This window comes from Pectobacterium sp. IFB5596 (genome assembly GCF_021432585.1).
Taxonomy (GTDB): Bacteria; Pseudomonadota; Gammaproteobacteria; order Enterobacterales; family Enterobacteriaceae; genus Pectobacterium; species Pectobacterium punjabense.
Genome location: NZ_LXFY01000033.1, coordinates 155,224 through 168,114 on the forward strand (window position 1 = coordinate 155,224; position 12,891 = coordinate 168,114).

10 protein-coding genes and 1 tRNA gene are annotated in these 12,891 nt (G+C 50.0%); all 11 read right to left on the reverse strand.

Going from position 1 to position 12,891, the window contains the following annotated elements:
- Positions 1–68: 68 nt before the first annotated feature.
- A complete protein-coding gene (locus tag A6301_RS21540; RefSeq protein WP_168444495.1) occupies positions 69–1,967 on the reverse strand; it encodes a DEAD/DEAH family ATP-dependent RNA helicase in 1,899 nt (632 codons plus the stop codon).
- Entirely contained in the window at positions 1,960–2,037 is a 78-nt protein-coding gene (yrbN, locus tag A6301_RS22530; RefSeq protein ID WP_099606227.1) for a protein YrbN, read from the reverse strand. The genes A6301_RS21540 and yrbN overlap by 8 nt, the downstream gene beginning before the upstream one ends.
- 105 nt (positions 2,038–2,142) lie before the next feature.
- On the reverse strand, positions 2,143–3,027 hold the full coding sequence (nlpI, locus tag A6301_RS21545) for a lipoprotein NlpI (protein WP_107170100.1): 885 nt from the start codon (positions 3,025–3,027) through the stop codon (positions 2,143–2,145).
- 137 nt (positions 3,028–3,164) lie between these two features.
- Positions 3,165–5,285, reverse strand: a complete 2,121-nt coding sequence (gene pnp / locus A6301_RS21550) for a polyribonucleotide nucleotidyltransferase (protein WP_107170101.1) — start codon at positions 5,283–5,285, stop codon at positions 3,165–3,167.
- A 250-nt stretch (positions 5,286–5,535) separates the two neighbouring features.
- Positions 5,536–5,805: a 30S ribosomal protein S15 gene (gene rpsO, locus A6301_RS21555; RefSeq protein WP_010279698.1), complete on the reverse strand. Its 270-nt coding sequence runs from the start codon at positions 5,803–5,805 to the stop codon at positions 5,536–5,538.
- A 121-nt stretch (positions 5,806–5,926) separates the two neighbouring features.
- A complete protein-coding gene (gene truB / locus A6301_RS21560; protein ID WP_107170102.1) occupies positions 5,927–6,871 on the reverse strand; it encodes a tRNA pseudouridine(55) synthase TruB in 945 nt (314 codons plus the stop codon).
- Complete coding sequence (rbfA, locus tag A6301_RS21565) at positions 6,871–7,269, reverse strand: 30S ribosome-binding factor RbfA (RefSeq protein WP_005971529.1); 399 nt, start codon at positions 7,267–7,269, stop codon at positions 6,871–6,873. The genes truB and rbfA overlap by 1 nt, the downstream gene beginning before the upstream one ends.
- A 73-nt stretch (positions 7,270–7,342) precedes the next feature.
- Positions 7,343–10,042, reverse strand: coding sequence for a translation initiation factor IF-2 (infB, locus tag A6301_RS21570; protein ID WP_234258708.1), 2,700 nt, complete (start codon positions 10,040–10,042; stop codon positions 7,343–7,345).
- A 25-nt stretch (positions 10,043–10,067) separates the two neighbouring features.
- Positions 10,068–11,597, reverse strand: a complete 1,530-nt coding sequence (gene nusA, locus A6301_RS21575) for a transcription termination factor NusA (RefSeq protein WP_107170104.1) — start codon at positions 11,595–11,597, stop codon at positions 10,068–10,070.
- Between the two features lie 21 nt (positions 11,598–11,618).
- A complete protein-coding gene (rimP, locus tag A6301_RS21580; RefSeq protein ID WP_025919808.1) occupies positions 11,619–12,071 on the reverse strand; it encodes a ribosome maturation factor RimP in 453 nt (150 codons plus the stop codon).
- 217 nt (positions 12,072–12,288) lie between these two features.
- Positions 12,289–12,365: transfer RNA gene (locus A6301_RS21585), tRNA-Met, on the reverse strand.
- Positions 12,366–12,891: the final 526 nt, after the last annotated feature.

Below are 12,891 nucleotides of genomic sequence, written 5' to 3' on the forward strand. Positions count from 1 at the left end.
CTGAACGGGTCGTTTTGCATTGAATAAAATATTGCTACAGCCTGTATTGGAACAAGCTGAAGTGAAACTTACGCGTCAGCAGGACGACGACGCGGAGCACGTGAAGCACCGTCACGGTTTTCACGGTTGAAAGAACGCTCACGACGCTCACCGCCGTTACCATTACCTTCACGACGTTCACCACCGCCGAAAGAGCGACGTGGAGCGGCGCCATCACGACGTTCGCCACCAGGACGACCACCACCACGACGTTCTGGCTGTGCAACGGCATCACCCAGCAATTGCATATTCATTGGTTTGTTCAGAATACGCGTGCGAGTAAAGTGCGATAACAGGTCGCCCGGCATACCTTTTGGCAGCTCGATCGTTGAGTGGGACCCGAACAGCTTGATGTTACCGATGTAACGGCTGCTGATATCCCCTTCGTTGGCGATAGCACCAACAATATGACGAACTTCGACGCCGTCATCACGACCCACTTCGATACGATACAGCTCCATCTCACCCGCATCACGACGCTCACGGCGTTGTGGACGGTCACCGTCACGGCTTTCGCGAGAATCACGCGGATCGCGGCGACGATCGCCACGTGAATCACCACGAGACTCATCACGATCGCGGAATTCACGACGCGGACGGAATACCGGATCTGGCGGCAGAATCAGAGGACGTTCGCCCTGTGCCATTTTCAGCAGCGCGGCGGCCAGCGTTTCGATATCCAGTTCTTCCTGCGGTTGCAGTTTCGTTAACAGCGCGCGGTACATGTCCAGATCGCTGCTTTCCAGCTGTTGCTGTACTTTAGCAGCAAACTTAGCCAGACGACGTTGTCCCAACAGTTCCGCATTTGGCAATTCCACTTCAGGAATCGTCAGCTTCATTGTGCGTTCAACGTTGCGCAGCAGGCGACGCTCGCGGTTTTCTACAAACAGCAGAGCACGACCTGCACGACCTGCACGACCAGTACGACCAATACGGTGGACGTAAGATTCGGCATCCATCGGAATATCGTAGTTCACTACCAGACTGATACGCTCAACGTCCAAACCACGCGCCGCAACATCGGTCGCGATCAGGATATCTAAACGACCATCTTTCAGACGCTCCAGCGTTTGCTCACGCAGTGCCTGATTCATGTCACCATTCAGCGCAGCACTGTTGTAACCGCTACGTTCCAACGCTTCAGCCACTTCCAGCGTAGCGTTCTTGGTACGAACGAAAATAATTGCCGCATCAAAATCTTCTGCTTCCAGGAAACGCACCAGCGCTTCATTTTTACGCATACCCTGCACAGTCCAGTAGCTCTGGCTGATATCTGGACGCGTAGTCACGCTTGATTGGATGCGAACTTCTTGCGGATCTTTCATGAAACGACGCGTAATGCGGCGAATCGCTTCTGGCATGGTTGCAGAGAACAGCGCAGTCTGATGCGCCGCAGGGATCTGAGCCATGATGTTTTCAACATCTTCGATGAAGCCCATACGCAGCATTTCATCAGCTTCATCCAGAACCAGACCACTCAGGTTGGACAGATCCAGCGTACCGCGTTTCAAGTGATCCAGCAGACGACCAGGAGTACCAACAACGATCTGGGCTCCACCACGCAAAGCACGCAGTTGAACGTCATAACGCTGGCCGCCGTACAGGGCAACAACATTAACGCCGTGCATATGCTTAGCAAAATCATTACAGGCTTCAGCAACCTGAACAGCCAACTCACGGGTTGGTGCCAGCACCAGCATCTGCGGCGCTTTTAACTCAGGTTTTAAGTTATTGAGTAATGGCAGAGCAAAAGCCGCAGTTTTACCGCTACCGGTCTGTGCCATACCCAGCACATCACGACCGTTCAGCAGGTGAGGAATACATTCAGCCTGAATCGGCGATGGTTTTTCATAGCCCAGATCGGTCAGGGCATTAATAATAGGAGCAGACAGCCCCAAATCGGAAAAAGAAGTAAATAAATCAGTCATGTACACGTGCCTCATTAAACATGGCGGCCAGTCTACATAACTCGTCGTGAAAATTTTCAGTCATTTTCATTGAAAAGTGTGAACCGGCTCAAATTGGATTAAAAAGCGAACAAAAAAGCCCTCACCCGTGAAGGTGATAACCGAAGTTTTTTAGGCTGATGTAAGTGTTCGTCAGCTATTGCTGGTCCGATCCTGATAGGTCGTCTTGCTCTTGGCCTAATAGCGCCAATTCCAACAATGCATAGCGGTGCTCAACAAAGTTATGGACGTTGTTGGCAACCGTCAGCTTGAACAGCGCCAAAGCGGTGTTCTTGTCCCCCAGACTTAGGTAGTGCTTACCTAAATAGAAGTCAGTTTCACTGAGATGCTCAGCGAGCGAAGTGTTATCCGTAGCTTCTTCCTGTAAACGCTGCATCAGTGTTTTTTCACTGATACTGCCCAGGTAGAATTCGACAATATTCCATCCCCAAGGCCCTTTCTTCGCGTCGTCATAGCGTTTCTTCAACGCAATTTTGGCCGTCTCTGGATTGATTTCTCGCTCCACAAGATACAGCCATAACGAACGGAAAGGATCATTCGGATCGTCTCGATAAAACGCCAGCAGATCATCCTGCGCTAACAGATAGCGACCGCCATAATACAAAGCGATGCCACGGTTTAAACGCGCGTAATTGTAAGTTGGATCAAGCTCTAGTACAGAATCAAACGCTTCATAGGCAGCATCAAAATTGCCTGCCTGCGTTAAATAGATACCCAAATAGTTAAAAACTTCTGGAATATCAGGGCGGATCGTCAACGCTTGTGAAAAATCATTCCGCGCTAATGCCCGTAGCCCGAGACTATCATACAGCACTCCGCGCTCATATAATAGCTGTGCTCGCTCATCATCGGTTAATGCCCGGCTTGCAAGGATTTGTTCCATGCGTGCCAAGATCACTTCCTGCTGCAAAGTCGGCTGTAACGGAATCGCCAATACTGCGTCTTTACGCCAATCCGTGTTGCTGCATCCTGCCAGCATGAGTGCTGTTGCAACATAACACCAGCGCAAGAAAGGCTTCATTTCCCACTCCCGAAGACAAACATTGGATGAACATCCTGTCCCGGACTGCTCAACGCAAGGACATCCATACCCTTACGATATATGCAGCACCTTGCCATAATCAGGCAAGGTGCCATAGGACCGTTTTCTAACAGTCGTTATTCCTCAGAAGACGGGGCTGCCGCTTCCTGAGTTTGCGCATTAGCTTCTTTGATGCTTAAGCGCACGCGGCCCTGACGATCAACTTCCAGAACCTTAACTGGCACTTCCTGACCCATTTGCAGGTAATCAGTCACTTTCTCTACACGCTTGTCGGCGATCTGAGAAATATGTACCAGGCCTTCTTTACCGCCGCCAATAGCGACGAAAGCACCAAAATCAACGATGCGGGTAACTTTACCCTGATACACGCGGCCGACTTCGATTTCGGCAGTGATCTCTTCAATACGACGAATCGCGTGTTTCGCTTTTTCACCGTCAGTTGAAGCGATCTTCACTGTACCATCGTCTTCGATTTCAATGGTCGTACCCGTCTCTTCGGTCAGAGCACGGATCACTGAACCACCTTTACCGATCACATCTTTGATCTTATCGGTACTGATTTTGATGGTGTGAATACGCGGTGCAAATTCGGAGATATCACCACGTGGCGTGCTGATTGCCTGCTCCATCACACCCAGAATGTGCAAACGAGCACCTTTGGCTTGATTCAAAGCAACCTGCATGATCTCACGGGTAATCCCTTCGATCTTGATATCCATTTGCAGCGCGGTGATGCCTTCACGGCTACCAGCAACTTTGAAGTCCATATCGCCCAGGTGGTCTTCATCACCCAGAATGTCGGACAGAACAACGAAGTTGTCGCCTTCTTTCACCAGACCCATCGCGATACCCGCAACGGCTGATTTGATCGGCACACCTGCATCCATCAGTGCCAGAGAAGCACCGCAGACAGACGCCATCGAAGAAGAACCGTTAGATTCTGTGATTTCAGAGACCACACGCACAGTGTACGGGAACTCGCTCGCCTTCGGCATAACAGCCAACACGCCGCGCTTAGCCAGACGACCGTGACCAATTTCACGACGCTTAGGCGAACCCACCATACCCGTTTCACCAACAGAGTACGGAGGGAAGTTGTAGTGCAGCAGGAAGCGATCGGTACGTTCACCGGTCAGTTCGTCAATGGTCTGCGCATCACGCTCAGTACCCAGCGTTGCAGTGACCAACGCCTGCGTTTCACCACGGGTAAACAGTGCGGAACCGTGGGTACGCGGCAGTACACCAGTACGCACATCCAGACCACGAATCATGTCTTTTTCACGACCATCGATACGCGGTTCGCCAGCCAGTACGCGGCTACGCACAACGTTTTTCTCGACGTTGCCCAGGATTTCCTGGATCTCGCCAGCATTCAGCGTCTCATCTTCGGCTTGCAGAGCAGCAACAACATCAGCTTTGATGACGTCAACCTGTGCATAGCGCTCTTGTTTTTCGGTGATGCGGTAAGCGTCACCCAAACGAGCTTCAGACAAAGCCTGTACACGCTGCTCTAAAGAAACATTCACTTCTGGCGCATGCCAGTCCCACTTCGGCTTGCCAGCTTCGGCAACCAGAGCGTTGATGTTTTCGATAACAACCTGTTGTTGATCGTGACCAAATACGACTGCACCCAGCATTTGGTCTTCACTCAGCAAGTCAGCTTCAGATTCCACCATCAGAACCGCGCCTTCAGTACCTGCAACAACCAGATCCAGACGGCTTTCTTTCAGCTCATCTGTCGTTGGGTTCAGGACATACTGGTCATTCAGGTAACCGACGCGCGCCGCACCGATAGGGCCGCTGAACGGGATACCGGACAGGCTCAGCGCAGCAGAAGCACCAATCATAGCAACGATGTCAGGGTTAACCTGTGGATTAACGGAAACGACAGTTGCAATCACCTGAACTTCATTCAGGAAACCTTCTGGGAACAGAGGGCGAATCGGGCGGTCAATCAGGCGGGAAATCAGCGTTTCGCCTTCGCTTGGACGACCTTCACGGCGGAAGAAACCACCGGGGAAACGTCCAGCAGCGTAAGTACGCTCTTGATAGTTAACCGTCAACGGGAAGAAACTTTGGCCGGGTTTAGCGTTTTTAGCGCCGACAACGGTAACAAATACCGCTGTATCATCCATGCTTACCATTACAGCGGCGGTAGCCTGGCGTGCCATCATACCCGTCTCTAACGTGACGGTATGCTGACCATATTGAAACTTACGAACGATCGGATTCAGCAAAATAATATCCTTAACTGGGGCGCGTTACACGTATTCTAGATAAACGCACCAATGAACTCCCGACCTTTACACTACATCCTCACGACTAATGACAACCCTTATCTTGCTTATGCAGATAAAGCCTCTCATTAGCCGCGCGAACCTCTGTAATGAAAGATCATATTTAACAACAATACACTACTCTGTTTTGCTAACGCTTCCTAGAAGAAAGGGGCCAAAAGAGGCCCCTTCCCACTGAAACTCAGAAGACTTAGCGACGCAGACCCAGACGCTCGATCAGACTGGTGTAACGTGCTACATCTTTACGCTTCAGGTAGTCCAGCAGCTTACGACGCTGAGAAACCATACGCAGCAGACCACGACGGCTGTGGTGATCTTTTTTGTGCTCAGAAAAGTGGCCTTGCAGATGGTTGATCTGCGCGGTCAGCAAAGCAACCTGAACTTCAGTAGAACCACTATCGTTAGTGCCACGACCGAAGTCTGCTACGATTTTAGCTTTAGCTTCAACACTTAGAGACATTGTAATACTCCAAACATTATAGATAAAAAACAGGCGCCGATCTCTAATTCAGCTACCCAATAGTCAAGCCGCGCTATTCTACCCTCAGCGTTCCGCGATAGCAAGGTAGCTACGGGCGGGTTTACACCGGAAACTCAACAACCAAACGCCGTGGCGCAACGCGACCATCGTCGTCAATTTCACCCATTCCAATAAATTTGTGCGCGTCGCCCTCGGTGATTCTCACCATGCCGTTCAACGGTGCATTCGCTGCCTGAACCGCTTGTCCAAGCTTCAAATAACCTGCAACAACGGGTGGCAAATTTACTTCTGGGAAATCAATGACCGGGCTTTCCATCGGCATAAGTAGCGGATCAAGAGTCAGAGAAAGTGCGTGTTCTTGCGTCTGAGCCTGCTCGACCAATGCCGACAATTGCTCCAGCGTCACCATTCTTTCGGTAGGGTACGTGGCAACCTGCAAGCGACGCAGGTAAATAACATGCGCGCCACATCCCAGCTTTTCACCCAGATCGTCAATAATGGTACGGATGTACGTCCCTTTCGAGCAGTGGATCTCTAGCTCCAGCTCATCGCCTTCCCAACGAATAAACTGAAGTTCGTAAACGGTGATTTCACGCGCTTCACGCGGAACCGTCAGCCCCTGACGAGCGTACTCATACAGCTTACGCCCCTGGTATTTCAGCGCCGAGTACATGGATGGCACTTGTTGCGTAGTACCGCGAAAGCTCTCCAGCGACTGCTCCAGATCCGTAGCAGAAAAGCCAATGGCACGCTCTTCAATTACGTTGCCATCAGCATCAGAGGTATCGGTGCGTTGCCCAAGGCGAGCAATGACACGGTAGCGCTTATCAGAGTCCAGCAAGTATTGGGAAAACTTTGTCGCTTCCCCAAGACAAATCGGCAGCATACCGGTTGCTAATGGGTCCAACGCTCCAGTATGGCCTGCTCTGTTCGCGTTAAAAATCCGTTTTACTTTCTGCAAAACATCATTAGACGACACGCCCTGCGGTTTATCTAATAACAATACGCCGTGTACATCACGGCCACGGCGACGAGGACGACTCATTAATCCTCCTGATCTTCGCCCGTAACAGAACGACGTTCCGTATCGTTTCTAACCACATTGGTTACCAAATTGGACATTCTCATCCCTTCAACCAATGAGTTGTCATAGGAGAACGTCAATTCAGGAACAACACGCAGGCGCATTGCTTTGCCGATCATCATACGGATAAAGCCAGACGCATCTTGCAGTGCTTTCACCGCTATTTTAACTTGCTCTGGCTCGTTATCATTCAGGAAGGTTACAAAAACCTTGGCATACGCCAGATCGCGAGAAACTTCCACACCAGATACGGTCGCCATGCCGATGCGCGGATCTTTCACTTCACGTTGAATGATAATGGCGATTTCTTTTTGCATTTCCTGCGCAACGCGCTGGGTGCGGCTGAATTCTTTTGCCATGATAAATCCTCCAGTAAAAATCGGGGGGCACTAGGCCCCCCTTACAAATCACTTACGTCGTCGCTGAAATGGATTAGGCGATCGTACGTTTGATCTCAATCGTTTCAAAGACTTCAATCATATCGCCTGGGCGAACATCGTTGTAGTTCTTCACGCCGATACCACATTCCATGCCGTTACGGACTTCGTTAACGTCATCTTTGAAGCGGCGCAGAGATTCCAATTCGCCTTCATAGATAACCACGTTGTCACGCAGTACACGGATTTTGTTGTGACGTTTGACGATACCTTCCGTCACCATACAGCCAGCGATAGCGCCAAATTTCGGTGATTTAAAGACGTCACGCACTTCGGCCAGACCAATGATCTCTTGCTTGTATTCCGGCGCCAGCATACCGCTCATCGCCTGTTTCACTTCGTCGATCAAATCATAGATGACGGAGTAGTAACGCAGATCCAGACTTTCCGCTTCAACTACGCGGCGAGCTGATGCATCTGCACGAACGTTAAAGCCAAGGATAATCGCATTCGATGCCGCTGCCAGCGTAGCGTCAGTTTCTGTGATACCGCCCACACCGGAACCGACAATCTTCACTTTCACTTCGTCAGTAGACAGTTTCTGCAGTGAATCAGAAATGGCTTCACAAGAACCCTGTACGTCAGATTTCAGAACGATGTTCAGTTCAGAAACTTCACCTTCAGTCATGTTGGCAAACATGTTTTCCAGTTTAGATTTCTGCTGACGAGCCAGTTTGACTTCACGGAATTTACCCTGACGATACAAGGCAACTTCACGCGCTTTCTTCTCGTCACGAACAACCGTCGCTTCATCACCTGCGGCAGGCACACCGGACATGCCAAGAATTTCTACAGGAATAGAAGGACCCGCTGACGCAATTTCACGGCCTAACTCATCACGCATCGCACGAACACGGCCATATTCAAAGCCGCACAAAACGATGTCACCTTTATTCAGCGTACCTTCGCGAACCAGTACGGTTGCAACCGGGCCACGACCTTTATCCAGGAAGGATTCGATCACTACACCGTTTGCCATACCGCTGCGGACCGCTTTCAGCTCCAGAACTTCGGCCTGCAACAGAATCGCATCTAGCAGCTCGTCGATACCCGTACCCGCTTTAGCAGATACGTGGACAAACTGAGATTCACCGCCCCACTCTTCTGGCATGATACCGTACTGAGACAGTTCGGTTTTCACACGGTCTGGATCGGCATCAGGTTTATCGATTTTGTTTACGGCGACAACAACCGGAACCTGAGCCGCTTTCGCGTGCTGGATTGCTTCGATTGTCTGAGGCATCACGCCATCATCTGCCGCAACAACCAGTACCACGATATCTGTAGCCTGAGCACCACGAGCACGCATTGCGGTAAACGCGGCGTGTCCCGGTGTATCCAAGAACGTAATCATACCGTTGTCAGTTTCAACGTGGTAAGCACCGATGTGCTGGGTAATACCACCCGCTTCGCCTGCTGCTACCTTGGTTGAACGGATATAGTCAAGCAGAGAGGTTTTACCGTGGTCAACGTGACCCATGATGGTCACGACCGGCGCGCGGGATTCCGCCGCAACACCCATATCACGGTCGCTCATTACCGCTTCTTCCAGCTCGTTTTCACGACGCAGGATGACTTTATGCCCCATCTCTTCCGCTACCAGCTGCGCGGTTTCCTGATCGATGACCTGGTTGATGGTTGCCATTGCACCCAGTTTCATCATCGTTTTGATGACCTGAGAGCCTTTAACTGCCATTTTGTTAGCCAGCTCAGCAACGGTAACCGTTTCGCCAATCACAACATCGCGGTTAACCGCCTGAGCAGGCTTGTTGAAGCTCTGCTGTAGTGAACTTGGCTTACGCTTACCTTTACCACCACGGGTAACAGCACGCGCTTCTTCACGGTCAGCTTTGGACTCAGACTGACGGTTGCCTTTCTTCTGCTTGGTGACTTTAGCAGCACGGGTGCGGCTACGGCGTTCACCTTCAACCTGACGGTCGTTCTCATCTTCCGCTTCGCGTGCATGATGAGATGTTGTCACATGGTAATCAGCAGATTCTTCAGGTTTAGCGCTTTCCGCTTCCCAACGTCCGGCGTTTTCTTCAGCCATGCGGCGAGCTTCTTCAGCAATACGACGCGCTTCTTCTTCAACTTTAAGACGCGCAGTTTCTTCTGCTTTACGCTTAAGCTCGGCAGCTTCCGCTTCACGTTTCGCTTTCTCAGACTGAGCCGGCTTGGTCATATTTTCGTTTTGTTGGTTCGTCACTTTTTCTTTTTCCGCTACATCACGCTTAGCTTTTTCAGCGGCTTCACGTTTGGCTTGCTCGTCGGCAGCACGCTTCGCTTTCTCAGCAGCTTCGCGCAGATCGGCCTCGCGCTTAGCCTGCTCTTCAGCGACACGTTGTGCCTGTTCTTCCGCTTCACGCCGTGCCTGCTCTTCCTCTTCAGCCCGTTGGGCATCAATTGGATCGCGTTTTACATAAGTGCGTGTCTTGCGGACTTCGATCTGCACCGACTTACTTTTACCGCCGGTGCTAGGGACATTTAACGTGCTACGCGTTTTGCGTTGCAGCGTCAATTTACTCGGCGCATTACCGCGATCGCGATTCAGATGCGCTAATAACGTTTCTTTTTCATGCTGGGTCACAGAGTCCGATGCAGACTTGGTCATTCCCGCATCAGCAAACTGCTGTACCAGGCGGTCCACCGGAGTTTGAATCTCTGCGGCCAGCGATTTTACGGTTACATCTGTCATGCTGTTCCTTTCCTGCTACAGTTCGTTATTCGTTGTCGTCGCCAAACCAACAGATATTACGCGCGGCCATAATCAATTCGCCCGCTTGCTCATCATTGAGCTCTTCAATATCCGTCAGGTCGTCGACGCCCTGTTCAGCAAGATCTTCCAGCGTACAAACACCGATCGCAGCAAGTTTGAACGCCAACTCACGCGACAGCCCAGGCAAGCTAAGCAAGTCTTCAGCAGGTTGACCGTCACCAAGGCTTTCTTCATGCGCCAGTGCCAGCGTTGTTAATGCGGCTTTAGCACGCTCACGCAATGCTTCAACGGTTTCTTCATCAAGGCCTTCGATGGCCAATAGTTCCTTGATTGGCACGTAGGCCAGTTCTTCAAGTGAAGAGAAACCTTCTTCAACCAGCACAGTGGCAAATTCTTCATCAATATCAAGATGCTTGGTAAAGACGTCGATTGCAGCATGTGCTTCAGCCTGATGCTTGGCTTGAAGATCTTCCACTGTCATCACGTTCAGTTCCCAACGATCGTCTGAACGATGCTGTTTCAACAATTGGGAAGCCAGACGGACGTTCTGCCCGTTGCGACCAATCGCCTGAGCCAGATTGCTCGACTCAACGGCGATATCCATCGTGCAGGTATCTTCATCAACGACGATCGATACCACATCAGCAGGAGCCATAGCATTGATCACAAACTGTGCAGGATTATCATCCCACAGAATGATATCAATACGCTCGCCGCCCAGTTCACTGGAAACAGCCTGCACACGTGCACCACGCATACCGACACAAGCCCCAACGGGATCGATGCGTTTGTCATTCGTCTTCACTGCAATTTTCGCACGTGAACCCGGATCGCGAGCCGCAGCCTTAATCTCGATAACTTCTTCACCGATTTCTGGCACTTCAATGCGGAAGAGTTCAACCAGCATTTCCGGACGGGAACGGCTGACAAACAGTTGAGCACCGCGAGCTTCTGGACGAACAGAGTACAGCACGCCACGAATACGGTCACCAGGGCGGAAATTTTCGCGAGGCAGCATGTCTTCACGGCCAATGACTGCTTCCGCACTCGTGTTAGAGCCATCCATTGGTCTGACTTCAAGCGAAATATTATCACGGTTCACCTTCTTCACGACACCGGTGATAATCTCGCCTTCTTGTTCACGGAACTGATCAACAACCATCGCACGTTCAGCTTCACGAACTTTCTGTACGATAACTTGTTTTGCCGTTTGCGTGGTAATGCGGTCAAAGGTTACGGATTCGATTTGATCTTCAACGTAGCCACCAACATCGAGAGAAGGATCTTCAAACTGCGCAGCATCAAGCGTAATTTCGCGAGTTGGCTGAGTGACTTCATTCACGACTAACCAACGACGGAAAGTATCAAAATCGCCCGTTTTGCGATCGATACTGACGCGAACATCAATTTCCTGTTCGTATTTTTTCTTGGTCGCTGTCGCCAGTGCGGTTTCCAACGCTTCAAAAATCTTCTCGCGCGGAAGGGCTTTCTCATTGGAAACTGCTTCAACAACAGCCAGAATCTCTTTGTTCATCCTAGTTGCCTCATCCAAACTTTAAAAGTGGGGTACAAGATTCGCTTTCTGAATGTTGCTCAGCGCGAATACTTCATCTTTGCCTTCCACTGTTATGGTGATCATTTCGCCGTCAACAGCGTTGATCACACCCAACCATTTACGGCGATTCTGGACTGCCATACGCAGCACCACTGTCACCTCTTCACCGATGAAATGCAGATAGTGTTCTGCTGTGAATAAGGGACGTTCGAGCCCTGGAGACGAAACCTCCAGGTTATAAGCAACAGTGATTGGGTCTTCTACATCCAATACCGCACTGACCTGGTGGCTGACATCAGCACAATCATCAACAGTGATCCCATCTTCACTATCAATATAGATACGCAGCGTCGATTGGCGACTACGGATGAACTCAATTCCAACTAATTCGTAGCCTAATGCGGCCACGGGCGCTGAAATCATCTCTGTTAATTTTTGCTCTAATGTGGACAAGTCCACCCCCAAGACATAAAAAAAGGGCCTAATAGCCCAGTTGTTTGTTGCCAAATAACAAAAAACCCCGAAAAATCGGGGCTTTATGCAACTGGACCCTAATACCGCGAACCAGCACGGCATAACTTTCGGTGAAGGATTTTTTCAAAAATCACTGCAAAAAGAGATAGAAATTGAGTGAAGAACGTATTTGAAAAAACACTTTACTGGAAGTAAGTGGTTGCGGGGGCCGGATTTGAACCGACGACCTTCGGGTTATGAGCCCGACGAGCTACCAAGCTGCTCCACCCCGCGTCCGAAAACGTGGCAAATACTACGCTGACAACCGCATAAATGCAAGTCATCCATAGGATTGGTTCGAAGGCGATTTTTATACGCAGAATAGGTCCATTTGTCAATAACAACCAGCTTGGCTGGAGGCATCAACCGCAAAACCAGGGACGCTAAAGAACTCCTGTTCTGTCCGTCGAGGAAGACTAAGAGGCCAAAGAGGGAAAGATATGGCACTTTGCCCCCATATGTTTAAATAAAATAATAACTAACCGAAATTTACCTTCATTCTTCCTCTAACAATAAAATCCGCTACAACAATCACCCTAACATCAATATCGCTCATACTGATTTTCAAGAAAAACTATGCTTCAAATTTTTTTAGAAAAAAATGCTAAATTACGCTTTCAAGACAAAATGCTATGTAATACTCCTTTCATACAAAAAATATTGATACCTCATATAATCATTAGCTTCAACAAATGAGCCAAGAATAAAAATAGATTTACCCACAACAACACATCCATCTCTTCCCTTTATTTCCAGAAAT

Bases quoted from the DNA above. Each gene is read 5' to 3' on its own strand.
- A6301_RS21540 (WP_168444495.1), bottom strand. From the start codon at position 1,967: ATGACTGATTTATTTACTTCTTTTTCCGATTTGGGGCTGTCTGCTCCT.
- infB (WP_234258708.1), bottom strand. From the start codon at position 10,042: ATGACAGATGTAACCGTAAAATCGCTGGCCGCAGAGATTCAAACTCCG.
- nlpI (WP_107170100.1), bottom strand. From the start codon at position 3,027: ATGAAGCCTTTCTTGCGCTGGTGTTATGTTGCAACAGCACTCATGCTG.
- rpsO (WP_010279698.1), bottom strand. From the start codon at position 5,805: ATGTCTCTAAGTGTTGAAGCTAAAGCTAAAATCGTAGCAGACTTCGGT.
- nusA (WP_107170104.1), bottom strand. From the start codon at position 11,597: ATGAACAAAGAGATTCTGGCTGTTGTTGAAGCAGTTTCCAATGAGAAA.
- yrbN (WP_099606227.1), bottom strand. From the start codon at position 2,037: ATGAAAATGACTGAAAATTTTCACGACGAGTTATGTAGACTGGCCGCC.
- truB (WP_107170102.1), bottom strand. From the start codon at position 6,871: ATGAGTCGTCCTCGTCGCCGTGGCCGTGATGTACACGGCGTATTGTTA.
- rbfA (WP_005971529.1), bottom strand. From the start codon at position 7,269: ATGGCAAAAGAATTCAGCCGCACCCAGCGCGTTGCGCAGGAAATGCAA.